Source organism: Glaciecola siphonariae, from assembly GCF_042652645.1.
In the GTDB taxonomy this organism is placed as follows: Bacteria; Pseudomonadota; Gammaproteobacteria; order Enterobacterales; family Alteromonadaceae; genus Glaciecola; species Glaciecola siphonariae.
In genome coordinates, this window is sequence record NZ_JBHSGU010000003.1 from 19781 (window position 1) to 43814 (window position 24034).

20 protein-coding genes and 1 pseudogene are annotated in these 24034 nt (G+C 46.1%); 12 read left to right on the top strand and 9 right to left on the bottom strand.

Annotated features, from left to right (window positions below):
* Window positions 1–16 precede the first annotated feature (16 nt).
* The 3 genes from kduI to ACFO4O_RS10745 are packed head-to-tail and all read left to right on the top strand — an operon-like array spanning window position 17 to window position 3048.
* Entirely contained in the window at window positions 17–847 is an 831-nt protein-coding gene (gene kduI, locus ACFO4O_RS10735; RefSeq protein ID WP_382408364.1) for a 5-dehydro-4-deoxy-D-glucuronate isomerase, read from the top strand.
* Between the two features lie 28 nt (window positions 848–875).
* Window positions 876–1667 (top strand): gluconate 5-dehydrogenase, encoded by a 792-nt coding sequence (locus ACFO4O_RS10740; protein WP_382408366.1) that lies wholly within the window; start codon window positions 876–878, stop codon window positions 1665–1667.
* The gene (locus ACFO4O_RS10745; RefSeq protein ID WP_382408368.1) at window positions 1657–3048 is read left to right on the top strand and encodes a DUF4861 family protein; all 1392 of its coding nucleotides are present in this window, start codon (window positions 1657–1659) and stop codon (window positions 3046–3048) included. Before ACFO4O_RS10740 ends, ACFO4O_RS10745 begins: the two co-directional genes overlap by 11 nt.
* A gap of 25 nt (window positions 3049–3073) precedes the next feature.
* On the opposite strand, the gene ACFO4O_RS10750 is transcribed toward ACFO4O_RS10745, so the two are convergent.
* Window positions 3074–4048, bottom strand: a complete 975-nt coding sequence (locus tag ACFO4O_RS10750) for a sugar kinase (protein ID WP_382408370.1) — start codon at window positions 4046–4048, stop codon at window positions 3074–3076.
* 291 nt (window positions 4049–4339) lie between these two features.
* On the opposite strand from ACFO4O_RS10750, the gene uxaC reads away from it, so the two are divergent.
* Genes uxaC through ACFO4O_RS10775 form a run of 5 tightly spaced genes read left to right on the top strand, consistent with a single transcriptional unit; the run spans window position 4340 to window position 10049 of the window.
* Window positions 4340–5755 carry a glucuronate isomerase gene (gene uxaC, locus ACFO4O_RS10755; RefSeq protein WP_382408372.1) on the top strand — a complete coding sequence of 472 codons (1416 nt, stop codon included), beginning with the start codon at window positions 4340–4342 and terminating at the stop codon, window positions 5753–5755.
* Window positions 5752–7239: a mannitol dehydrogenase family protein gene (locus ACFO4O_RS10760; RefSeq protein ID WP_382408374.1), complete on the top strand. Its 1488-nt coding sequence runs from the start codon at window positions 5752–5754 to the stop codon at window positions 7237–7239. Before uxaC ends, ACFO4O_RS10760 begins: the two co-directional genes overlap by 4 nt.
* Window positions 7239–8234, top strand: a complete 996-nt coding sequence (locus ACFO4O_RS10765; protein WP_382408376.1) for a TRAP transporter substrate-binding protein — start codon at window positions 7239–7241, stop codon at window positions 8232–8234. The genes ACFO4O_RS10760 and ACFO4O_RS10765 overlap by 1 nt, the downstream gene beginning before the upstream one ends.
* The gene (locus ACFO4O_RS10770; RefSeq protein WP_382408378.1) at window positions 8218–8745 is read left to right on the top strand and encodes a TRAP transporter small permease; all 528 of its coding nucleotides are present in this window, start codon (window positions 8218–8220) and stop codon (window positions 8743–8745) included. The genes ACFO4O_RS10765 and ACFO4O_RS10770 overlap by 17 nt, the downstream gene beginning before the upstream one ends.
* A gap of 2 nt (window positions 8746–8747) precedes the next feature.
* A complete protein-coding gene (locus tag ACFO4O_RS10775; RefSeq protein WP_382408380.1) occupies window positions 8748–10049 on the top strand; it encodes a TRAP transporter large permease in 1302 nt (433 codons plus the stop codon).
* Between the two features lie 9 nt (window positions 10050–10058).
* Here ACFO4O_RS10775 and ACFO4O_RS10780 read toward each other — a convergent pair whose 3' ends face one another.
* Complete coding sequence (locus tag ACFO4O_RS10780) at window positions 10059–10634, bottom strand: YceB family lipoprotein (protein WP_382408382.1); 576 nt, start codon at window positions 10632–10634, stop codon at window positions 10059–10061.
* A gap of 252 nt (window positions 10635–10886) precedes the next feature.
* On the opposite strand from ACFO4O_RS10780, the gene ACFO4O_RS10785 reads away from it, so the two are divergent.
* Entirely contained in the window at window positions 10887–11675 is a 789-nt protein-coding gene (locus ACFO4O_RS10785; protein WP_382408384.1) for an AsmA family protein, read from the top strand.
* 206 nt (window positions 11676–11881) lie between these two features.
* On the opposite strand, the gene ACFO4O_RS10790 is transcribed toward ACFO4O_RS10785, so the two are convergent.
* Window positions 11882–13213, bottom strand: a complete 1332-nt coding sequence (locus tag ACFO4O_RS10790) for an NCS2 family permease (protein ID WP_382408386.1) — start codon at window positions 13211–13213, stop codon at window positions 11882–11884.
* A gap of 216 nt (window positions 13214–13429) precedes the next feature.
* Window positions 13430–14320 carry a DUF72 domain-containing protein gene (locus ACFO4O_RS10795; protein WP_382408388.1) on the bottom strand — a complete coding sequence of 297 codons (891 nt, stop codon included), beginning with the start codon at window positions 14318–14320 and terminating at the stop codon, window positions 13430–13432.
* Between the two features lie 316 nt (window positions 14321–14636).
* Between ACFO4O_RS10795 and ACFO4O_RS10800 the strand changes: the two genes are divergently transcribed.
* Window positions 14637–16697 (top strand): oxidoreductase, encoded by a 2061-nt coding sequence (locus ACFO4O_RS10800; RefSeq protein ID WP_382408390.1) that lies wholly within the window; start codon window positions 14637–14639, stop codon window positions 16695–16697.
* A gap of 102 nt (window positions 16698–16799) precedes the next feature.
* Here ACFO4O_RS10800 and ACFO4O_RS10805 read toward each other — a convergent pair whose 3' ends face one another.
* Both ACFO4O_RS10805 and ACFO4O_RS10810 read right to left on the bottom strand, forming a co-directional pair.
* The gene (locus ACFO4O_RS10805) at window positions 16800–18077 is read right to left on the bottom strand and encodes an O-acetylhomoserine aminocarboxypropyltransferase/cysteine synthase family protein (RefSeq protein ID WP_382408392.1); all 1278 of its coding nucleotides are present in this window, start codon (window positions 18075–18077) and stop codon (window positions 16800–16802) included.
* Between the two features lie 339 nt (window positions 18078–18416).
* The gene (locus tag ACFO4O_RS10810) at window positions 18417–18863 is read right to left on the bottom strand and encodes a PA2169 family four-helix-bundle protein (RefSeq protein ID WP_382408394.1); all 447 of its coding nucleotides are present in this window, start codon (window positions 18861–18863) and stop codon (window positions 18417–18419) included.
* 716 nt (window positions 18864–19579) lie between these two features.
* Between ACFO4O_RS10810 and ACFO4O_RS10815 the strand changes: the two genes are divergently transcribed.
* Entirely contained in the window at window positions 19580–21253 is a 1674-nt protein-coding gene (locus ACFO4O_RS10815; RefSeq protein ID WP_382408396.1) for a S8 family serine peptidase, read from the top strand.
* A gap of 124 nt (window positions 21254–21377) precedes the next feature.
* Window positions 21378–22331 carry a carbon-nitrogen hydrolase family protein gene (locus ACFO4O_RS10820; RefSeq protein WP_382408398.1) on the top strand — a complete coding sequence of 318 codons (954 nt, stop codon included), beginning with the start codon at window positions 21378–21380 and terminating at the stop codon, window positions 22329–22331.
* A 131-nt stretch (window positions 22332–22462) separates the two neighbouring features.
* Here the strand turns inward: ACFO4O_RS10820 and ACFO4O_RS10825 are convergent.
* The 3 genes and pseudogenes from ACFO4O_RS10825 to ACFO4O_RS10835 form a co-directional block, all read right to left on the bottom strand.
* Window positions 22463–22702: pseudogene (locus ACFO4O_RS10825) on the bottom strand (type II toxin-antitoxin system RelE/ParE family toxin); the annotation flags it as partial.
* Window positions 22703–22781: 79 nt separating this feature from the next.
* Window positions 22782–22970 carry a hypothetical protein gene (locus ACFO4O_RS10830; RefSeq protein ID WP_382408400.1) on the bottom strand — a complete coding sequence of 63 codons (189 nt, stop codon included), beginning with the start codon at window positions 22968–22970 and terminating at the stop codon, window positions 22782–22784.
* 220 nt (window positions 22971–23190) lie between these two features.
* Complete coding sequence (locus ACFO4O_RS10835; protein WP_382408402.1) at window positions 23191–23607, bottom strand: hypothetical protein; 417 nt, start codon at window positions 23605–23607, stop codon at window positions 23191–23193.
* Between the last annotated feature and the right edge of the window lie 427 nt (window positions 23608–24034).

Here is a 24034-nt window from a genome sequence, read left to right on the forward strand (position 1 = left end):
TTATAAGAGAGACTTTATGCAAATTCGACATTCGACCAATCCGAAAGACGCAAAACACTACGATACAACGCGCCTGCGCGAAGAGTACCTGATTGAGTCTCTTATGGAGCAAGACAAAATTAATTTAGTCTACTCTCAGATTGACCGCGTTATCACCGGTGGTGCCATGCCGGTAAACGAACGATTAAGCCTAGCCGCAGGTGACGCACTCAGAGCCACATCTTTTTTACAGCGCCGCGAATTAGGCATCATCAATGTTGGTGGCGATGGCACGGTAGATGTTGGCGGCACCGAATACGCTTTAGGCAAGTTAGACTGCCTATATGTGAGCAGAGGTGAAGCAGACCCAGTGTTCAGCAGTGTTGATAGTGCTAATCCTGCCCTGTTTTACTTAGTTTCTACACCAGCACACACAGAATATCCTACCACCAAATACACCCAACAAGATGCGAACCCAATCCATCTTGGTAGTTTAGAAACCAGCAACAAACGCACTATCTATCAATACATCCATGAAAAAGGTGTGCGTAGCTGTCAGTTAGTAATGGGATTGACCTTGCTCGATACCGGTAGCGTGTGGAATACCTTTCCGGCCCATACCCACGACCGCCGTATGGAGGTGTATTTTTACTTTAATTTGGGTGAAGACGACCGCGTTATGCATTTGATGGGCGAACCGCATGAAACGCGTCATTTAGTCGTTAAAAATCATCAGGCGGTATTGTCACCTAGTTGGTCAATTCACAGCGGTGCGGGCACCCGAAATTATGGATTTATATGGGCGATGGCCGGCGAGAACCAAGCCTTCGACGATATGGATGCCATTGATTTAAACGATTTTAAATAAACCAAAATTCTTCACTCAAAGGAATAGTATGTCGATTTCACTGTTTGATTTAAGCGGGAAAACTGCCCTTGTAACCGGTGGATACAAAGGCCTTGGTTTAGCAATGGCCACGGGCCTAGGCGAGGCTGGCGCAAACATTATTTTAAATGGTCGCAACGCCTCTGCGGTATCTGTTGCCTGTGAGCAATTAAGGTCAGCGGGCATTGACGCCCATAGAGCAATTTTCGATGTTACCGAATACGATAAGCTTGATGCACACATTCAACACTGTGTTGATGAACATGGTGACATCGACATTCTGGTGAATAACGCAGGTATTATTCAGCGTGAGCCCCTCGCCACCATGTCGGTCGGCGATTTCCAGCGCATTGTAGACACCGACTTAACTGCACCCTTTGCAGTAGCACAGGCAGTTGTTGCCCGTATGCGCGAACGCAAGCAAGGCAAAATCATTAATATTTGTTCAATGATGAGCGAACTCGGCAGAGATGGGGTTGGCGCATATGCTGCGGCAAAAGGCGGATTAAAAATGCTTACTCGCAACATGGCTACTGAATGGGCGAGAGAGGGTATTCAAGTTAACGCCATTGGTCCTGGCTATTTTGCCACAGATATTACCGCACCTATCCGCGTCGACGGTCATCCTTTTAATGAGTTCATCATTAATCGTACGCCGTCTGGTCGCTGGGGAGACCCAGACGAATTGCGCGGTGCGGCCATATTTTTAGCCTCTAAAGCGTCTGACTTTGTTAACGGACAAGTGGTATATGTTGACGGCGGAATACTTGCAACCATAGGAAAGCCAGCTAATGAGTCTTAAAGCATTCAAGCTTAGCGCTGTATTAATAAGCGCGGTGGTAATAGCGGCCTGCGGTCAGGCTACAAATGAGCAACATACCACGGTTGCAGCACCTGCCGGTGAACCTGCCAATACATCAGCGCATACCAAAAAAGGGTCTGCGAGCTTTACGGTAGTCAATACGGCTAATCAAGACTTTAGCAACGTGCCTCTTATTGTAAACAAGGCGCGTCTCAAGGCTTTGGGGTTTTCGTTTGAAACAAACACCGCCAGCCACCCAGTGACGATTGTAAGCACCGATGGCGGCAACAGTTTTGCCGGGCAGTTAGACGATATCGACCAAGACGGTCAATGGGATGAGCTTGCCTTTGTGTTAGATACGCCTGCCAATAGCGAACAGTCTCTTACGATTGCTTTGGGAATGGTCGCACTTGATGATACCGAAAAAGGCGAGCAGCCTATGCGGACAAATATTCGTTTTGGAAAATACATCTCATCACAGCGCAGCGACGCCACTGAGGTACGCGCACTGAGCAGAATGTCAGACGGACTGCCCGCAGACTATGCAAATCAGTTTCAAATGGAAGGGCCAGCCTGGGAGAACGATAATATCGGCTTTAGGCTCTATTTTGATGAACGCAACGGCTTTGACATTTTTGGAAAAACCGGCGCGAATATAGTGCTCGATTCCGTCGGCATCAATGAAAACTACCATGAGCTGCAAGACTGGGGCATGGATATTCTGAAAGTAGGGCGCTCTTTAGGCTCAGGCGCACTTGCTTTTGTCGATTCAGCTGATTCTGCCTCTCCTGTGTTAACCCGAGTAAGCAATGCCCGCAAAACAAGTGCAGAGGTAGTATTAGAAGGCCCTGTGCGTTCCATACTCGACCTGCGCTACGAAGGGTTAAGCAACGCTCAAGGCCAGAGCCTTAACCTTAACCAGCGCATCTCCATTTGGGCAGGCCAACATTTTTATAGCGGTGAACTTACCCTGCACAACGCAAGCGCCGAGCAAGGTGCTGTAGCAAGCGTTTCTGAGGGCAGCTCTCAGAGTATCGCTGTGGGTATTGTCAACCTTCATGACGCAAGCGCTAATCAAAGCGTAATAAACAAACACGCCGTATTGGCAAGTTATAAAGAGCAAGCCGAAGAGAACACAAAACTTGGGATGGCGGTAGTCACTCCGGTGTCATCACATCTTAGCTTTGGGGCTGTTGGAGCCGCGGATACTGGCGTAGAACACTCGTTCTTTAACGTACTAAGCCTTACACCATCAACATCGACTGGCTACGATTTTTATGCCGTTTGGCAACCGCGCATGACCAACATAGATTCAGAAGATGCCTTTATGCAGGTCATTAGCGATGATCTTCTTCGAAAGCAATCGGTGTTCATTCGATAAAACCGATTGCTCGGGCTTAGCGCTTTTATTTAGGCATGGCGTCTATAGAAATAATAGCGCCTTTGCACTGAATGACCTGTGCGGCTAGCCGATGCCCAGCGAGGGCGGCTTCTTTTGGTGGTGTGCCGCCCATACGAGCAGCTAAATACCCTGCATTAAACGAATCTCCCGCCGCCGTGGTGTCTTTGGGCTTCACCTTTTCTGGGATTGCCACATGGGTCGGAAAACTTGGCTCCTTCGAGGTGCAAACATAGCATCCGCACTCACCATCTTTAATCACAAGTTCTTTGAGCGAAAGTGCCAAATATGGCGCATAGTGAGTTTGAACGTCATGAATGGTTTGCGTGCCAAACAACATGGCTTCATCGTCTAGCGTAGGCAAATACCAAGTCACATAGGGCATTATTTTGCTCATATACTGCTGGGCTTGCGACTGGCTAAGCCAATTACGAGGACGGTAATTACCGTCAAACGCAATGGTTTTTCCATCAGCGTGTAGCCTTGCAATGAGGGATACTAGGCTATTTTTTTGAGCCTCATCTAATATACCCAAGCTGATCCCCGATAAATAAATTACATCCATCTGGCGCAGTTGCTGATAAAGCGTTTCTTCCCCCGCAAGCGTCAAATAGCGGCTTGCAGCACTCTCTTTACGCCAGTAGTGAAAGGTGCGCTCGCCGTCTTCGTCTAACTCAATGGCGTATAAGCCGGGCAGGCGCTCTTTATCACGCAGTACATAAGAGGTTTGCACTCCCTCTTGTTGCCATGCATCTAACAGCCAATCGCTGTAATGGTCACTACCCAGCGCCGTAAAAAAATAAGTCTCAATACCCAAGCGAGACGCATAAATGGCGGTATTGAGGGTGTCTCCGCCATAGCCGATACTCGCCGTCATCGAATGATGGCCAGATGCCTGTCGGTCAGTCTGCGATATCTCTAGCATACACTCGCCAATACATGCCAATGACCCTAATGGCATTGAGCCGTCAGATACAGTCAAAGTTACTCTCCAATATAAGCAATACAATAATCAGCGTAACAACAAAACATGCGCCGACATACAAAATAGCGCGCTGTTCACATGCATTTAACCGATGCTCGACACGCCCTTAAAAATTGACAATACTCTAACATAACGTTTACACTCTTGGTCAAGCGGCATGACCAATTTACCACAACAAATTGAAAAGTGTCTCTGCAAAAAAGCAGTCGAGTATAAACGTGTTGAACTACCATATCGGACCGTCTGCCGAAATTAACCATACATCAAAGATTCGCAAGGCAAGTAATCATGAGCAAAGCACTGCAATTAAACGAAATGCGACTATTTCCGACTGAAGCAAATGCGCGAGCAGTGTGTAAACGTTTGTACGACCATGTAAAAGATTTACCCATTATCAGTCCTCACGGTCACACCGACCCTAGCTGGTTTGCAAACAACGAAGCGTTTGAGAACGCTACTTCTCTTTTGCTCACACCCGACCATTATGTGCTTCGTATGTTATACAGCCAAGGCATTAGCATGCAGCAGCTGGGCGTCAAGGGCAAGCAAGGTGAACCATACGAACAAGACCCGCGCAAAGTATGGAGATTGTTTGCTGAGCATTATTATTTGTTCAGAGGTACGCCATCCCAATTATGGTTAGACTATGTATTTGCCAAGGTCTTTGACTTAACCATACGCCTAGACGGTAACAGTGCCGACCAATACTATGACCATATAAATGAATGTTTAAAGCGCGATGAATTCAGGCCGCGTGCCTTGTTCGAGCGTTTCAATATTGAAGTAATATCAACCACCGAATCACCTCTGGACGACCTTGCGCATCATCGTAGAATAGCCGACAGTGATTGGTCTGGACGGGTAATTTCGGCATTTAGACCAGATCCAGTGGTTGACCCAGATTTTGAAGGCTTTCATGCAAACATTGCAACGCTTGCTGATATTACCGGCGAGCACTGCGACAGTTTTACCAGCTACTTAAGCGCGCTTTTTGCTCGCAGAGCTTATTTTAAAAGTCTTGGCGTTACCTCCACCGACCATGGGCATCCTAGTGCAGCCACCGCAGACTTATCTGAACAAGACTGTGAAACGCTGTATCAAACCATTATACGTGGCAAGGCAAAGCCTGCTGACGCTGAACTTTTTAGAGCGCAAATGTTAACCGAAATGGCCAAGATGAGCTTAGAAGACGGATTGGTCATGCAGCTTCACCCCGGCTCATTTCGCAATCACAATACGTCGCTATTTTCCGAATTTGGTCGCGACAAAGGCGCCGATATTCCCATGCAAACCGAATACGTGAATGCCCTTCGGCCGCTTTTAAACAAATTTGGCAATCATCCACAGCTAAGCATCATTGTGTTTACCCTAGATGAAACTACCTACAGTCGTGAACTCGCGCCGCTGGCCGGTCACTATCCTGCTTTAAAACTTGGCCCTGCGTGGTGGTTTCACGACAGTCCAGAAGGGATGCGACGCTTTCGGCAACAAACCACCGAAACGGCTGGTTTTTATAACACGGTCGGCTTTAACGATGACACGCGCGCATTTTTGTCTATCCCAGCCAGACACGATTTAGCCCGGCGCATGGACTGCAATTTTTTATCTACCTTAGTATGCGAACATCGCCTCGATGAAGATGAGGCCATGGATTTAGCACATGATTTGGCCTACGGGCTTGCTAAAAAAGCGTATAAACTATGACCGCCTCACATCTACCGCGCCTTAATCGTGATATTGCCGCTTGCGTTGATAACGCATTAACAAGCAGCCTTGAAAAAACCAGAGCGCCGGGAATTGTTCACCTAGGCATTGGCGCATTTCACCGCGCACATCAGGCTGTATACACCCAATGCGCCATGGAGCTTGAAGGCGGCGACTGGCATATTATTGGTGTGAGTCTTCGAAGTGAAACCGTAGCCAAACAGCTTAATCCACAAGATGGTTTATACACCGTTGTTGAGCGCGACGACAGTGGCAGTAAGCACAGTATTATCCGCGCCGTAAATCAGGTGTTAGTTGCTCCAGAAGCCCCCGAAAAAGTGCTCGATGCGATGTGTTCATCGAACATAAAAGTGATCAGCTTAACTGTGACCGAAAAGGGTTATTGCTACCATGGCGCCAATGCAGATTTACATCTTGAACATGAAGATATTGTGCATGACCTTGCGCATTTAAACAGGCCGCGCAGCGCTATTGGCTTTTTAGTTAGCGCCATCAAAAGAAGAATCTCGCTTCATTTACCGCCGCTTACTATTATTAGCTGCGACAATCTGCCAAACAATGGAAGTTTGCTAAAGCAAATGGTCCTTAGCTTCGCTCAACAAATTGATAAGGAACTTGCCAGGCGCATCGCGTCTGACTATCGCTTTCCTTCTACCATGGTAGATAGAATGGTGCCTGCTAGTACCCCTGACGATTTATCGGTATATGCAGAACAGCTCGGCTATACCGACCAAGGCATGGTGTTAACCGAGCCCTTCACGCATTGGGTAATTGAAGATTCATTTGCCGGACCCATCCCTGCATGGCAAGCCGCAGGCGCGATTATTACCAAAGATGTGCATGCCTTTGAAAAGATGAAGCTCAGATTACTCAACGGGTGTCACTCTGCCATTGCCTACATTGGCTTTTTAGCATCAAAGCGGTATGTGTCTGATGTTATGCAATCGCCGATGCTTGCCGATTTTGTTCTCCATTTGATGCACCATGAAATTCTGCCGAGTGTTGAGGCGCCAGAGGGCGTCGATATTCGTCAGTATTGCAAAGAATTGCTCCAGCGATTCAGTAACCCAAAGCTACAGCACAGTTGCTATCAAGTTGCTATGGATGGGTCGCAAAAGCTGCCGCAGCGCTTACTCAATGCTTTGCAATATCAACTGACTCATCAAGGCATTTGTGCAGGCATTAGCTTTGTTATTGCAGCATGGATGCAATATACCTCAGGGCGCGATTTACACAATGCACCAATTGCGGTGCAAGACCCTCTCGCAAAACCTTTATCTGAATTAGCGTCAGACAATGTTCAGGAGTGGGTGTTAAACATGCTGGCTTTCGATGCAGTATTTCCAAAAAACTTGGCGTATAACGCTCGGCTGGTCAGCGAAATATGTGGATGGTTAAGGCGCATAAGAGACGACAAAAATATTGAGCTATCAATCGCTGCCCTGCTAAAGGAGATATCGTGATGAATAAAGCTAAGCACCTTACCGCATTTTTAATTATCGCCTTGTTCTTAGGCGCGTGCGCACGCGAGCAAACCAGCGTAGAAATCAAATTAGGTCATGGGCTTGATACTCAGCACCCGGTTCATTTAGGTATGGTTTTTATGGCCGATGAATTAGCGCGCCTATCTGGCGGTGAAATGACCATCGACATCTATCCAAATCAGCAGCTCGGCAGCGAAAGGCAGACCCTTGAGTTGCTGCAAATTGGCAGTGTGGGCATGACAAAAGTGTCGGCTGCCGTTTTGGAAAATTTTGCCCCCAATGTAAAAGTGCTAAGCCTGCCCTATGTATTCATTAGCAAGGCGCACGCACATAAGGTAATGGATAGCGACATTGGTCGCGACTTGCTCACCGAAAGCGAGCCTTTCTGGCTGCGCGGCCTCGCGTTTTACGATGCTGGTAGTCGCAGCTACTACAGTGTAGATAAGGCTATCAACCGTCCAGAAGACCTAAAAGGCATGAAAATAAGGGTTCAGCCGAGCGTGACCGCCATGAATATGGTGAGAGCTATGGGCGGTTCGCCAACACCGATTGCATGGGGAGAGCTGTATACCGCCCTACAACAAGGTGTGGTAGATGGTGCTGAAAACAATCCGCCTAGCTTTTATTATTCTCGTCACTACGAAGTTGCCAAGTATTACGTGCTTAATGAGCACACCTCTGTGCCTGATGTTCTGATGATTTCTACCCACCTGTGGGAGCGGCTGAACCCTCAGCAGCAACAATGGTTACAACAGGCGGCAGATGCCTCGGCTGTTGAACAGCGCAAGCTATGGGCGGCGGCTGAAAACGAGGCGCTAGAGGCAGTAAATGCCGCCGGAGTAGAAGTGATATACCCTAATAAAAAGCCGTTTATTGCATCGGTTGATGCCATGTTAGCTGGCTATAAAGATGATCCTCAGGCTTATCAGTATATTCAGCGCATTAAGGAGGCTGCCAATGACGCCGCACAATAATCAAGATCACAAGCTGAACGATGGCAAAAGCGCGAAATTTCATGCTTTGCTCGACACGCTTCTTGAGCCTGCGCTCGTGCTTATGCTGCTATCTCTGGTGTTGGTTGTACTTTGGCAAGTATTTAGCCGCTATGTACTGCAATCTCCAAGCACCGTAACCGACGAATTGGCTCGCTTTTTGTTAATTTGGTTAACCCTGCTTGGCGCCGCATGGGTGGTGGGTCAACGTGGGCATCTGGCCATTGATTTATTAAGTGAAAAATTATCAATTAAACGGGCTGTGCTTTTACAGGGCTTTTTAGTGCTGCTAATGGCCGCCTTCGCCCTTGGCGTATTAGTGGTAGGCGGTCTGCGTTTGGTAGACGTTACACTGACCTTGGCGCAACGCTCCACGGTGCTAGAAGTACCCATGGGATATATCTATTTGGCCTTGCCGATCAGCGGCGTATTTATGCTCGGTTATTGCGCCTGTGCATTTGTGCGCGCAGCATCTTACTTAAAGGAGCGATAGTGATGGAATACATCGAAGTATTGGCACTGGTAGTATGCTTTGTGGTTTTATTAGGGCTCGGGCTGCCGATAGCGTTTAGTATCGCCATTTCTGCAACGCTCACGCTATTGATGAACGTACCAACCATGGCGACGCTCACCACCGTTGCCCAGCGCATGGCAACTGGGTTGGACAGCTTTACGCTCTTGGCTATTCCATTTTTCATTCTAGCTGGGCAGTTGATGAACAGCGGCGGTATTGCGCGGCGTCTTATTGATTTTGCGCGCGCCTTAGTAGGGGCGCTTCCTGGTGGATTAGCCTTTGTAAATATTGTTGCAAACATGCTGTTTGGTGCAATCTCAGGCTCTGCTGTTGCGTCTGCATCGGCGATTGGCGGGGCAATGGGCCCTCGCATGGAAAAAGAGGGATACGACAAAGCTTATTCTGCAGCGGTAAACATCAGTTCTGCTACCACGGGCCTGATCATCCCGCCTAGCAATACACTTATTGTGTTTTCGTTAGCAAGCGGCGGCGTGTCTATTGCAGCGCTTTTTATGGCGGGCTACTTACCAGGTTTATTGATTGGCGGATTGCTCATGCTCACCGCGGGCATTATCGCGAAAAAACGCAATTATCCACGCGGCGAGAAAGCAAGCTTTGGCGAAACCGCTCGCACTCTGGTGGCCGCGACCCCAAGCCTGTTGATGCTTGTGGTTGTGATTGGCGGCATCGTAAACGGATTGTTTACGGCAACGGAGGCCTCAGCCATCGCGGTTCTCTATTCTGCCTGCCTTGTAGCGGCCTACAAAGAGGTATCGCTTTCACAAATACGCCCTCTTCTACTCGACACCATACGCACAACTTGCATCGTGCTATTTTTAGTGGCGACCTCTATCTCGCTTTCATGGGTGATGGCGTATGAGAACATTCCGCAGAGCATTACCACCGCTTTACTGGCTATAAGTGACAATCCGATTATTATTTTGCTGATCATTAATCTTATATTGCTGGCGGTTGGGATATTCATGGATATGACACCGGCGGTATTAATATTTACGCCAATATTTTTGCCTGTTGTCGTAGCCACCGGCATGGACCCCGTGCATTTTGGTATTATGATGATACTCAATTTATGTATTGGGCTTTGCACGCCGCCGGTGGGCTCAGTGCTTTTTGTAGGCTGCAGCGTTGCCAAAATAAAGATTCAAAGTGTCATAAAGCCTTTGTTACCTTTATTTATTACCATGTTGCTCGGCTTGATGCTGGTCGCTTTTATACCTGAGATAAGCCTATTTTTGCCGCGAGTACTTGGCTTAATGGAGTAAAAACACGCGTTAGAAACGAGGCACCACCATCAGCGCACCTTCGGAGACTTTCATATCAAGGGGCACCTTTGAAATAAAGGCGACCTTAGGGTCGTCTAAGTTTAGGGTATAAACCGGTGTCACAGATAAAAAAGCATTCACCAACTCCATCGCGCGGTCGTCTAACAGGCCTAAATTTCCCTGATATCCTCCCGCATCAATGCGCGAATCTAACAAGCGCACGTTGCGAACAAAAATCGCCTTCTTTTCGCCGTCGTAGTAGGGGCTGCCTTCAACCTTTAAATCTAAACCAACACCATAACTTACGCCAAAAGCGCCAATGCTTGCGCTGGAATCAAAGCTAAGCTCCACCGATTCACTTTGGTTTGGCCCGATGTTTACGTCAATTTCGTCTACCTCAAACTTCACGGGCAGTCCCATCAAACTTAATTCATCGCTAAGTTTAGGCAGTTGACTGCGCAGCGCACTTTCAAGATCAGCATTACTCATAGAATACACCGACAAGCTTTTAGTAGCACTGCAAGCATTTAACAGCATGACAATAAACACCAGCAGCATTAGCTGAACATTTTTTTGATTGAACATTGTGAAATTTAACTCCTTTGCCAGCAGGCAATTGACTAGCGCTGATTAAAATCAATGTTGAACATATCAGTATGACACAAGGTGAACTGTAGATACCGCAATTGGTCGTACTAAGGTAACAATTGAAATATAACAATTAAAACGCGGCAGCCAGCATAAAAGTTTGCTTTTCGCGTTTATTGATTTTTTATATCCTTATTCTTGCTATATTGTGAGCAACGAACAACATGTAAATGAATACAAGGAATGACCATGAAAAAGGTTCTAATAGTAATTTTAGTTGTACTGGCGCTGCTAGGCGCGGGCGTATGGTACTTATTCAGCAACGCTGGCAGCTTTATAAAAGCACAAATTGAAGAACAAGGCAGTAGAGTGCTTGGTACGCAAGTGACCGTATTTAGTGTTGACCTTGCTTTGGCCGAAGGCAAATTGACCATTAGCGATATTGACGTAGAAAATCCGCAGGGCTTTAGTCAATCGGATGCATTCAGCCTTGGTTCTATCACGCTAGATATTGGCGGCGCTACCGAAGAGCCTTATGTGATTCAAGAGATCAGCGTTAACGCACCTGAAATTTTATATGAGCTAGACGCAAGCGGTAATGGCAACCTACTTGCTCTAAAAGACAATATCGCAAAAGCACTACCAGCATCCAGTGAGCCTAAGCCCCAGAGCACCGAGCCTGGCGTGAATCCTTTGGTCATTGTTGAGAATGTCAGCATTAACTCAGCGCGTTTAATGCTCAACTTTGAAAACTTGCCCACAGGCGATATTGAATTAGGGCAAAAAGCATACGAAGTGACCTTACCGTCATTCAGCGCAGGTTCCATTGGTAAACCAAGCGGCATTCCCGCAGATCAAGTCGGTGCTGCTATCGCAAAGGCCATGCTCGACAACGTGATTGCGCAAGCAAAAAAAGAGGCTTCAAATCGTCTTGAAGAAGAAGCTAAAAAGAAAATCAAAGAAGAAGTCGACAAGAAAAAAGACGAGTTGATGAACAAGGCCACCGACAGGCTCAAAGGCTTGTTCAACAAAGACTAAGTGTTTTGTTGTTATCTAGTAATGTTTGATTAGTGATTATTGAATTTAGGGGAGTATTCGCTCGAAACGCAATGATGACGACGTTAACAGCGAATCCCATTACAAAGGCGGTTTAAAATAGGTAGTTAAAAGATCTCAATCGAAAATTGCGTTCGTGTCGACACTTGGGGGCGTTTAAATCGCTTATATAAATTTAAGTCACTCGTTTATTTGAGGTCAAAGATATAACGCAACATAAATACAAGGGCCATGACGTAAGTGAGCGCACTGACTTTTTTATATTCACCAATGCCAACCCGAATTCCCACATAAACAATAAAGCCGAGCGCTATACCTTCGCTGATACTGAATGTAAGAGGCATAGCCACGAGTGCAACGGTAGCTGTGGCTACACTGGTTAAGTCATCAAACTCCAGCTCTTTAATGGCATCCATCATAAAAATGCCTACCATGACTAGCGCGGGCGTGGTCGCCATTAATGGCACTGCCTGCATCAGCGGCGATAAAAACAAGGCCAATAAAAAGCATATCGCGACTACCACTGCGGTAAGTCCGGTACGACCGCCAGCGGCAACGCCTGCCGCCGACTCTACATAGCTTGTAACCGGCGATGTACCCAATGCCGCGCCAATCACACCAGCGCTTGCATCTGCACTCATCGCTTGGCCTATTTTAGGAAGATGACCATTACTATCGACTAAATTGGCGCGTTTTGAGACGCCTAAAAGCGTTCCGATAGTATCAAACATATTCACAAACATAAGTGCAAAAATAAGATCCCACGTACTCGCAAAGTTCACGATGGGATAGAGCAAATCCATCGCAAAAAAAGTGTCCCCGATTGGCGCTGGCATCCCAAAAAAGGCATCAGGCGTGGATGTTAACTGCCCGTTTTCAGTAGGGATAAACAAGCCGACTACGCTGATAAGTATGATAGAAATGAGCACCGCGCCAGTCACATTCTTTTTGACCAGTATTAAAGTCATGATGATGCCAACGAAGGCTAGCAAAACAGCAGGCTGTGATAAGTCGCCAAGGGCAACAAATGTAGCTGGGTTTGCAACAATTAAACCCGCGTTTTTTAAGCCTATGAACGCAATAAAAAGGCCAATACCACATTGAACACCAATTTTAAGGGCGTCAGGAATAGCGCCAGCTATCTTCTGTCTCAACCCCGATAGGGTAAGCAACAAAAACAGCACCCCGTTGTAAAAGACAATACCCAAGGCTGCTTCCCACGGTATTTCTCGTGCCATACAAATTGTAAAGGCAAAAAATGCATTCAGCCCCATTCCAGGTGCCATCGCGATGGGATAATTGGTGCGCCACGCCATGAGCAAAGTACCTAAACAGGCGGCCAAAGCAGTTACTGTGATAAGTCCTGATACTGGCATACCACTAAGTCCCAAAATACTTGGATTAACGATAAGGATATACGACATCGCGGCGAAGGTAGTTAGCCCCGCTATCACTTCAGTTTTGACATTTGTTGCGTGCTGCTTTAGCGAGAACGTTCGTTCTAAAAAGCGCTCAATCATACTTAATCCTTGTTATTCTGTGGTGCTTACCTTGCGGTGCTTATGTTGTTGGATGCTTCCGTTGTTGAGGTGCTACGCTTAAGGATAACTGAAAATGCACGATTATCTCGCGATTTTTTGGCAAATACGCCATAGCGCGTTTAAAGCAGATGACTCTGGCAAATGTGCAATAATGCAAAAGTGCAACGCTGCACCTTGCGATTTTAAATGAGTGGGTCAAAGCAATGTAGACTGCTGAGGCACCGGAAATTCAGGCAGGACGCCCGCTTTGTTCTGATTTGTTTGCGCACAGCTTTCAAGCAAGGCTTGATGAAACTGTTTTGCAAAGCTAGGACAATACAGGTTATTTGGGCAGTGTAGACTGAAATAAACCTTAATATCGTGTGCAAAATACTCGCTTAGCATTTTCGCCCACTGCCTAATAAACAGCCCGTTGTCATCGCTGTGTGGATGCATAACCAGACGAACAAACGCTAAGCCGTTATATACCTTTGGCAGCACAGGAACCTTAGGTTTTTCATGCTTAGCCTGCACAACATCAGGGTGCTGTTGGTCACCTCTGTAGAGCGGTCGACTATCTAATACCACACGGTGAGCGCCATATTGGTTCAATATTGGGTTAAGCGCATTCAGTCCCGTCTCATCAAAAAATGCTTGATGGCGCACCTCAATGACGCTCTTAAAATCTGCCGGTAGTTTTTGCAAGATACGCTCAATAAAATCAATATTTTTAGGGCCAACGCTGGCAGGGAACACAAGCAATAATGGGCCTAGATGCGATTGCAAAGGCGAGATTCGCCGTATAAATTCGCTTAGTTCAGCAAAATTTGGCAGGGCATTGTGGGTAACACTTTGCGGTAATTTAAAACATATTTGAAAGTCTTTACCCTCAAGTTGGTCTTTCCAATACTGCACTTTGTCTGGGCTGGGAGTTTGATAAAACGTGGTATTGCCTTCGACCATGTTAAACACACTCGCATAACTGGCAAGCGCCGACGGGCTATCGGTAAAGTACTTATTCTTCCACCCCGAAAAAGCCCATGCTGGCAGGCCTAAACGATAACCTAGCGGTTTGTTTTGCGCCTTTTTGTTAATCACTTTATCCATGCAGCCACTTTATCCATGCAGTCACTTTTGAAAGCTCATATTTTGACAAACAGTGTTTGTCGCTCATCTTTGCGAACCCTGTAGATATGCACCTACGTAATTCATAACTACGCAATATACATCCTCGGTGTGCATAGTACACATTATGTATTAGACATTACGCGGTGCTAGCGTATTGAGTGCATATTTACAATAAGGACTGTATTAGCTCAGCAATACAGCGCCGCTTACGTTTTCGGATTTTGTGCCCAATAGTCAAAAACATCGTATATAAAGAGGTTACAGTATAAGTACATCGACTCAACGAGGCCTAACATTGTCTAGCGAATTGAATCCGGCGGCTGAAACAACAAGCGCCAATAACGTCTTCCCTCACCTTTTAGAACCACTAGATTTAGGGTTTACGACCCTTAGAAATCGCACCTTGATGGGGTCGATGCATTTAGGCCTAGAAGAACAAAAAGGTGGATTCGAAAAGCTCGCGGCCTTTTATGCTGCGCGAGCACGTGGAGGTGTGGGACTTATCGTGACAGGCGGGATTGCGCCAAACATCGCCGGCTGGGTAGCACCATTTGCGGGCAGAATGAGCAGTTCACGCCACGCTAAAAAACACAAGGTCATTACCGAGGCGGTACACAAAGAAGGCGGAAAGATTTGCATGCAAATTCTACATTCCGGCCGTTATGGTTATCATCCTTTGGCGGTATCGGCGTCACCCGTCAAATCCCCAATCACTCCTTTTACCCCAAAAGCACTATCGGCGCGAGGCATTCGCAGCACCATTAAAGATTTTGCAGAATGCGCTAACTACGCAAAAATGGCGGGCTACGATGGCGTTGAGATCATGGGCTCAGAAGGCTATTTAATTAATCAGTTTTTTTGTGAGCGCACAAATTTTAGAGACGATGAATTTGGCGGTAGCTTAGAAAACCGCGCCAGACTGGCCGTGGAGATTGTTAGCGCCACTCGTCAAAAAGTTGGACCAAACTTTATTTTAATTTATCGCCTCTCAATGCTCGACCTGGTTGAGGGCGGAGCCCCGTGGGACGAGGTGGTATATTTAGCAAAAGAGATTGAAAAAGCCGGTGCGACGCTCATCAATACCGGTATTGGCTGGCATGAGGCACGCGTGCCAACAATCGCTACGTCGGTACCACGAGCAGCATTCACTTGGATAACCGAGCGCATGAAGCGCGAAGTTGCTATTCCTCTCATTACCACAAACCGGATTAACACACCTGAGGTCGCCGAGGCGGTGTTAGCTAAAGGCCATGCCGATATGGTGTCGATGGCGCGACCGTTTTTATCTGACCCAGACTTTGTAGCAAAAGCGATGCGCAATGAGTCTGACCAAATCAATACCTGTATTGCCTGCAACCAAGCTTGCCTTGACCACGCTTTTGAACAAAAACGTGCGAGCTGTTTGGTCAATCCGCAGGCTTGCTACGAAACAGAACTCATTTTTAAAACAGTAGCAACACCCAAAAAGCTTGCGGTTGTCGGCGCGGGTCCAGCGGGTCTAGCGTTTGCGACCTATGCGGCCGAGCGCGGTCACCTTGTTCATGTGTTTGAAAAGAGCGGCGAAATTGGGGGCCAGTTTAACTACGCTAAACAAATTCCGGGCAAAGAAGAGTTTTACGAAACACTGCGATATTACCAGCGCAAAATTGAAGTCACCGGCGTGACGCTGCACTTAAACACCGAAGCAAGCGCAGAGCTTTTGAAAGAGCACGGATTTGATGAAGTAATTTTAGCGACCGGTATTAAGCCGCGTACGCCAGATATTGAGGGCATCAATCACCCAAGCGTTATGAGCTATATTGACGTACTACGCGATCATAAACCGGTGGGCAAACGAGTGGCCGTTATAGGCGCTGGCGGCATTGGTTTTGATGTATCTGAATATTTGGTTGAGCAGGCGCATTTAACTACAAACCTAGATCAGTGGTTAACTCACTGGGGCATAGATAAAACCTTTACGCATGCAGGGGCGCTGAAGGCCAAAGAAGAGGTGAAGCCTCAACGAGATGTGTATTTATTACAACGTAAAGCAAGCAAAGTTGGAAAGGGGCTTGGTAAAACCACGGGATGGATCCATCGAGCGTCGTTAGTGAATCATAAAGTAAAAATGATGGGCGGCGTTACGTATGAGCGCATAGACGATGAAGGTTTACATATCTCCATAAATGATAAACCGCAAACTCTTGCGGTAGACAACATCATTATTTGTGCAGGACAAGAGCCACTTAAAGAATTAGAAGAGAGTGTGGTGGCCGCAGGGATGACCGTTCATATTATTGGGGGCGCAGATGTTGCCGCCGAGCTTGATGCCAAACGCGCCATTCGCCAAGGAGCCGAGCTAGCAGCGGCTATTTAGGGTGCTATACAAAGGTTGTGTACCATCGTAAAACTCTTTAGTTTAAAACATGACCTATAAAAAGGGCGCTCAGTGCGCCCTTTTTCAATCTTTCACGTGTAATTACACTTGGCTGGCAGCCAGCGCTTGTTCAATATCGGCGAGAATATCGTCGATATGTTCAATACCCACTGATATTCGCACCATTTCTTCCGACACACCTGCATTGTTGAGCTCGTCAGGATTAAGTTGGCGGTGGGTGGTACTTGCAGGATGGCAAGCAAGAGACTTTGCATCTCCAATGTTGACCAGTCGTAATATTAAGGCAAGCGCATCGATAAATTTAGCACCAGCATCGATACCACCTTTGATCCCAAAGCTTATAATGCCCGCTGCTTTTCCCTTGCAGATTTTTTTGCATGTTTCAAAGTAAGGGCTTGTAGGCAGAGCTGCATAATTGACCCACTCAACAGCCTCATGATTTTGCAGATACTCGGCTACTTTTTCTGCGTTCTCGCAATGGCGCTCCATTCTTAGCGATAGCGTCTCGAGTCCTTGCATAATTTGAAATGCGCTGTTGGCTGAAAGCGCGGCACCTGTATTACGCAAAGGTACAACTCTGCAACGTCCAATATAAGCAGCCGGCCCGAGGGCTTCAGTATATACCACACCATGATAACTAGGGTCTGGTGTGGTCATCATTTTAAATCTGTCTGGATGAGCCGCCCAATCGAACTTTCCTGAATCAACAATAATGCCGCCAATGGTTGTGCCATGACCGCCAATATACTTTGTAAGCGAATGAATCACGATGTCTGCGCCATGGTCAAAGACTCTACAGAGCACTGGGGTGGCAACCGTATTATCTACAATGAGAGGCACGCCAGCATCATGGGCGATGTTTGCCCAGCGCTCAATATCAACAACATTGCCCGCTGGATTGCCGATAGACTCACAAAACAAGGCGCGAGTGTTTTCGTCAATTAGGGCGGCAACCTTGTCGTAATCGTCTGATTTGGCAAAGCGGGTTTCAATGCCTTGGCGCGGGAAGGTATGGGCAAATAAATTGTAAGTACCGCCGTAAAGCTGACTGGTACTAACGATATTACTGCCCACCTCAGCAATCGCCTCAATTGCGTAACGAATAGCAGCCATTCCTGAGGCTACGGCGAGAGCTCCCACACCGCCTTCTAGTTCAGTTATGCGTTGCTCCAATACAGCGTTAGTTGGATTCATGATGCGGCTATAAATATTGCCTGGCACGGCCAAATTAAATAGGTCGGCCCCGTGTTGAGTATCATCAAAGGTGAATGAGGTGGTCTGATAGATTGGCACGGTGGCGGCTTTCGTTGTTGGGTCACTTTGATAGCCGGCGTGTAAGGCAATAGTTTCTGGTTTCATGGTGTCTCCGTTTTATGGATTAATTGTGCCTATTGCGATCCTTTTGGAGCGGCACAACATCACTCTACTAAAGGCAGATTCAAGCGCAATGTGTTGCTCCCTAAAACGTGAAAATAGTGATGCACATCCTAACTAACCTGAATCCTCTTTGAGAAACGGCGCTCTGACACGACCTGACATGACATGACATGACATGACATGACAAAGCATTGTATGGCATGAGTTAGACCCTACTCTTATCGATAAACACAAAAAAGCCGGCAAAAAGCCGGCTTTCTCATATCATTCATCTAAATATAATTTCAACTTAGATTGTGCTGATCAATAAAAGATGAATGCTTACGCTGTTGCCTCTTGTAGGGCCTTCATCTCGTCATGCATTTGCTGCGCTTTTGCTCTAATGGTGCGCAAAGCGATTAGGCATGACTCTGGCTGGTCGTGCTTGAGGGCTTCGTCGAGTACTTCTAATACTCTATCCTCGACCTCTTCCAGTTGCTTGATATAGGTATGGTCCTCATCTGAACTCATTTTACCAATCAGTTGAGTGTAAATTTTACGTGTGCTGACCATCCAATCCGAATCGGTCTCACGCTCACCCTGTTCTTTAATGGCAAAAGGTTGTAGCGATTCAATCGCTTCTTCCTTACCTTTAATCATGCGACGAAACATGTGCTGCACATTTGATGAATCTACCTCACCAATGGCTTTCTGATAAAAATCGATACCACCTTGAAGGACTTTAATTGTATCAGCGATTTTAGTTACATCTTGCGTTTGATTACTCATTAAATTCTCCTTTGTTGTTATCTCACTAGTTTCGTTCTAGCTTACTTCGAAATAAGCAAAGGCCATTCCAGATGTAAAAACCAATACAATCAGTAACTTAAATTTTGATAGATAATCCAACGAAAAACAATTGTGAAAATAATACGCGGCGGTATATAAATTTTTCGTGGGCATGGTTTGCTATGAACACCTTTAATAAATTTTCGAACGGTATTTTCAAAGAATTGTCTCAGATAAACCAAACACTTCTTGCAGCGCGGTTGCTCGGCTAGCAGAAAACGGTGTACTTTATTCTTTATCAATAAGGTATAAAAAGCGCTCTTCTTATTCTCTACCTATTGAAATCCACAAAAAAAGTCGTGGGTGATTTGAAAAAATTTATCCCATTATTTTCTGAAATAGACATTCTCAAATTCGTAGTAAAATTTTTCATTTAGATCATCTATGTCGCAAATGTCTTCCTCGCGCTCTCAAAATAAGTGTAAATTTTTGATTACACTGTTTAGATTTGTTAACACATTGTTTTTATACATATTAATTTGACACTTCATCTCGCTGTCTGCAAATGGCTACGAGAATCGCACAGTTTTTCGAGTCATAACAAACACTTACTTCTATTGCGAAAAATACAAACTGGGTTTAGCGTGAGTTGGCGCAAAATTCTAACAATTAAAAGCGCATCGACATTCAACTAAATAATCAACTAGGAACATATCATGTTGCATACCCAAAAACGTTTCTCTTCGTTCGGCGTATTTGCGCTGTCGGCTTTGGCATTTAATGTTGCAGCAGCAACGCAAAGCCCTTCAGAAGTGACCTCCGCTTTAGATAAAGCACTCCAGCAAGAAGAAGTAGCCACAGTAGGTAAAACTAGCCCTATTAGCGGTAAAGACCTTAAGAATCTTGTTCGCAATGCGGCAAGCACCGAACGCTATATGGTGGTTTTTAAAGAGACGAAAGAAAGCGCGCCTACCACTAACCGCTCTGGCGGCATCGGCCCAGCTGTTCAACAGGCTGTAGTAAACGGATTACTGCAAGAAGATGTAGCTGCAGGTATTTTAAGCCGTGCAGGAGCCCAAAAGGTTCGCACTATGCCTAAGCACAACATGGTTGTTGTGAAGATGGACAAAAAAGCCGCATACAAACTATCTCAAAATCCAACGGTCGATTATATTTCTCTTGACCCACGACGAGAACTTCAAGCTGAAACTACCCCATACGGTATTTCAATGGTTCAGGCCACGCAGTTGAATCAGAACGACCCGGGCCGTCGTAAAGTGTGCGTTATTGATACAGGTTACAACCTTGGCCATCCTGATCTTCCCGATCAAAACGATGGCGTAACAGGTCAGGCAAATAACAATCAGGTAGGAAACTGGTGGAACGATGGTAATGGGCACGGCACCCATGTAGCTGGCACCATTGGCGCAATTGCAAACAACGAAGGTGTGGTTGGCGTATATCCGGGCGTAAATATGCACATTGTTAAAATCTTCAACGACAGCGGTAGCTGGACCTTTGCCTCTGACATCATCGATGCAATCAGCCAGTGTCAAAGTGCAGGCTCAAATGTGGTTAACATGAGTTTGGGCGGCGGTTCGTCTTCAACAGCTGAACGAAATGCAATGCAAGGTTTTGTTGATGACGGCATGATGCTTGTTGCAGCAGCGGGTAATGATGGCACATCTGGCTTGTCTTATCCTGCCTCCTACCCAGCGGTTATATCGGTTGCGGCGGTTGACTCCAGCGAACGCCGAGCGTCTTACTCCCAGTTCAACAACGCTGTTGAAATTGCGGGTCCTGGCAGCGCAGTCTCATCAACATGGCCGGTTAACACCTACCGAAGCATTAGCGGTACCTCTATGGCTACACCGCACGTTGCAGGAGCTGCGGCCTTGGTATGGAGCTTTTTCCGTCAGTGCAGCAATGAACAAATCAGAAACGCATTAAACGTAACCGCAAAAGATAAAGGTAGTGCGGGTAAAGATACCAGTTACGGCCACGGTATTGTGCAAGCGCGAGATGCTTACGATTTTCTAGCAACTAATGGCTGCGACGGTAACTCAGGCGGCGGCGGTGGCGGCGTTACGCCGGTAAGCGGTCAGCTAAGCAACCTTTCAGATAGCACCAATAACTGGAAGCGTTACTCATGGACCATTCCTGCTGGTGTTTCAACGTTAACCATCAGAATATCAGGCGGACGCGGAGACGCTGACCTATATCTTCGCTATGGCTCAGACCCGCAAACTAATCGCTACGATTGCCGTCCTTACAGAACTGGCAACACCGAAGTTTGTACCATCAATAACCCGCAAGCCGGCGCTTGGAAGATTGGTATACGCGCTTACGCCACATATAGCGGCGTAACAATGAACTACAGCTACGAGTAAGACGCTTTAAATAGCGTATCTTAAACAGGTAGACAAAGGGGGGCGTAACAGCCCCCTTTTTTATCTTGCGTTAATGCTTAGCGAAAAATACTATAGAAATTCGGGTTAACAGGAAACGCAAAATATGCCATCGAACATCATCACAGTAGCGCTAGCGCAGATTGCGCCAGTTTGGTTAGACAGAGCCGCGAGCACACAAAAAGTCATGCAAGCAATAAGCGAAGCCGCAGATAAAGGCGCTCAGCTAGTTACCTTTGGTGAGTGTTTATTACCGGGCTATCCCTTTTGGCTAGAGCTCACCGGCGGGGCGCAGTTTAATTCGCCCAAACAAAAACAGATGCAAGCGCATTATTTAACTCAGGCAATTAATATAGAGCGAGGCGACCTTCAGGGCATATGTGAATTGGCTGCACAGCGCAATATTTCGGTAGTGTTAGGCATAGCTGAGCGCGCCAGCGACCGCGGAGGGCACACTATTTATTGCTCGCTAGTAACCATAGATTGCTCAGGCTCAATATTAAACGTACACCGCAAACTTATGCCAACTTACGAAGAAAGGCTCGCATGGGGACCGGGAGATGGGCACGGGCTGCGCACTTTTCCTCTGCAAGACTTTACCCTAGGCTCATTAAACTGCTGGGAAAACTGGATGCCGCTTGCGCGAGCTTCTTTGTATGCCCAAGGCGAAGACTTGCATGTGGCAAGCTGGCCGGGGGGTGAACACAACACTCACGACATCACACGTTTTATTGCAAAAGAAAGCCGTAGTTACGTAATATCGGTGTCGGGCTTGATGAGAAAACAAGATTTCCCAAACAACACACCCATGCTCGAAGAAATACTCGATAACGCAAAAGACACCCTCGCAAGTGGCGCATCTTGTGTGTCAGCACCTGACGGCACTTGGGTGCTAGAGCCTCAGATTGGTGTTGAAGGAGTATTCACAACAGAGCTTGACCATAAAAAGGTACTTGAAGAGCGGCAAAACTTTGATCCCGTTGGACATTATTCACGACCTGACGTAACCCAATTACACGTCAACAGAGAGCGTCAATCAACGGTTAGATTTAAAGATTAACACGTACCCTTCCATTTGGGCCTACAAAGTTTTAATGATTTATCATTAGCATTTGAATATTGATATTCGCATTATACTTTTCTGGCAATGGCATTAAACCACTACTCATCATGACCTGCTTTGTAATAGGTTTATGAACGATTACGTTCCTCTAATATAGGGACGAGTAGTTGAGTTCCGTTTGCGATAGTAATGATGCTAACATCATGTCCGTTTTCATACTCAGTGAGCTCATAAATCAAGCGATAGCTGTATACGATTTTTTCACGGATAGTAGAGTTTTGTAGCTCGGGCACCATGCGGCCATGATGTGGATGGTTAAAGGCGTGTTCAGCCGCATCAATCAGCGCATCGCCTATAATTTCAGCGTACTGAGGGGATTTTTTAAGATGAAGTCAGTAATCGCATCTAAGTCGTCAAACGCCTCTTGAGACCAATGCAGTTTGCCGATTATTTCTGCCATTTTTTTGCGATTCTGTCTCTCACCTCGTCTTGTGTGAAAGTGTCACTATTTTTAACCGCTTCTTGACCACGTTTGATTTTACTAAGCACATAAAGTCTGTAGTGTAAGTCTTCGATATCGCATTCATCAGGCATACTATTTAGTATATGCTGCACTTCGGATTTGGCCACGTTCATTATCGTCATCCCGATCGGTTTTCAATTATATTGGCAGTATACCTTGTGCATAGAATAGTGGATATAGTTTCATGGTTCAGGTGTTGAGTGAGCCATATTTCGCACATAAATATATCGCTCGGGGAAGTCGACCACTAAGCCCAATATATCGATTAATGCACCGGGTCGGCGTGATATCCAACTGAGCCCGCAATAAACTCGAATCTTACACCTTGGTTTTTTAAAAAATGAAAGGGTAAGGCCAAACCCAATCTCCAACAAAAACATTCAACAAAGCAACCGAAACCATCAAAATACCGCCAACAAGAATGACGATTCTAAATATTGGCTTTTCCAAAACAGTGCCTTTGAATTTGATATCACTTTTGCTTTCAATGGTGACTAAAACGCCGAACGCGTTTAAGCAAATTAGTATAACGCCGAGTACTGCGTTGTAAGGGTGAAATAAAATATCAACAGTGAGTATTACGCCGAGAGTCCATGAAAACATCATATCTGAATACTGACTTATTTGTTTCTCTTTAAAGGTTCGTTTTGATCTTCCTAGCGCTAGTTCTAATGTGGCTTCCTCTTGTTCTTTGTTACTAACCGACATCAATAAAAACAACACCGACGAACCGCCATAGATGCTGATCACTCTTGCTACACCGACACCTGCGACAAATAGTAAAACACACGTGATCAACAAAAAAACAGCACTTGGCAAACATACCTTAAGTACATTTATTTTGTTTTAGTTAAGCAGCGTCATAAGCATACGCGTCTAATAGTCCTAAAATATAGGCAGTAATTTTCATCTATTGCTCGCACTGATTTATATTAAAGGCTGTCGACTGATAGCGCGAATAGCAAAATTATGTATACGCAAAATAATACTTTTTTCATTTTTTCATTTTTTCTGTACTGTTAACACCCTCTTCATCATTACCGGGCGATAAGGTCATTCCGTTTTTGCAGGAGCCTCTGCATTTTGATGATCAACAAAGCGCTTCCAACCCATTACAAAAGTATAAAGAGGGCCTCGCGGCAAAAGCCTTAAGAATGAAAAAAAGCTAAACACATTT

Coding starts and splice junctions, on each gene's coding strand:
- kduI (WP_382408364.1), top strand. CDS start 17: ATGCAAATTCGACATTCGACCAATCCGAAAGACGCAAAACACTACGAT.
- ACFO4O_RS10740 (WP_382408366.1), top strand. CDS start 876: ATGTCGATTTCACTGTTTGATTTAAGCGGGAAAACTGCCCTTGTAACC.
- ACFO4O_RS10745 (WP_382408368.1), top strand. CDS start 1,657: ATGAGTCTTAAAGCATTCAAGCTTAGCGCTGTATTAATAAGCGCGGTG.
- uxaC (WP_382408372.1), top strand. CDS start 4,340: ATGAGCAAAGCACTGCAATTAAACGAAATGCGACTATTTCCGACTGAA.
- ACFO4O_RS10760 (WP_382408374.1), top strand. CDS start 5,752: ATGACCGCCTCACATCTACCGCGCCTTAATCGTGATATTGCCGCTTGC.
- ACFO4O_RS10765 (WP_382408376.1), top strand. CDS start 7,239: ATGAATAAAGCTAAGCACCTTACCGCATTTTTAATTATCGCCTTGTTC.
- ACFO4O_RS10770 (WP_382408378.1), top strand. CDS start 8,218: ATGACGCCGCACAATAATCAAGATCACAAGCTGAACGATGGCAAAAGC.
- ACFO4O_RS10775 (WP_382408380.1), top strand. CDS start 8,748: ATGGAATACATCGAAGTATTGGCACTGGTAGTATGCTTTGTGGTTTTA.
- ACFO4O_RS10780 (WP_382408382.1), bottom strand. CDS start 10,634: ATGTTCAATCAAAAAAATGTTCAGCTAATGCTGCTGGTGTTTATTGTC.
- ACFO4O_RS10785 (WP_382408384.1), top strand. CDS start 10,887: ATGAAAAAGGTTCTAATAGTAATTTTAGTTGTACTGGCGCTGCTAGGC.
- ACFO4O_RS10790 (WP_382408386.1), bottom strand. CDS start 13,213: ATGATTGAGCGCTTTTTAGAACGAACGTTCTCGCTAAAGCAGCACGCA.
- ACFO4O_RS10795 (WP_382408388.1), bottom strand. CDS start 14,320: ATGGATAAAGTGATTAACAAAAAGGCGCAAAACAAACCGCTAGGTTAT.
- ACFO4O_RS10805 (WP_382408392.1), bottom strand. CDS start 18,077: ATGAAACCAGAAACTATTGCCTTACACGCCGGCTATCAAAGTGACCCA.
- ACFO4O_RS10810 (WP_382408394.1), bottom strand. CDS start 18,863: ATGAGTAATCAAACGCAAGATGTAACTAAAATCGCTGATACAATTAAA.
- ACFO4O_RS10815 (WP_382408396.1), top strand. CDS start 19,580: ATGTTGCATACCCAAAAACGTTTCTCTTCGTTCGGCGTATTTGCGCTG.
- ACFO4O_RS10820 (WP_382408398.1), top strand. CDS start 21,378: ATGCCATCGAACATCATCACAGTAGCGCTAGCGCAGATTGCGCCAGTT.
- ACFO4O_RS10830 (WP_382408400.1), bottom strand. CDS start 22,970: ATGAACGTGGCCAAATCCGAAGTGCAGCATATACTAAATAGTATGCCT.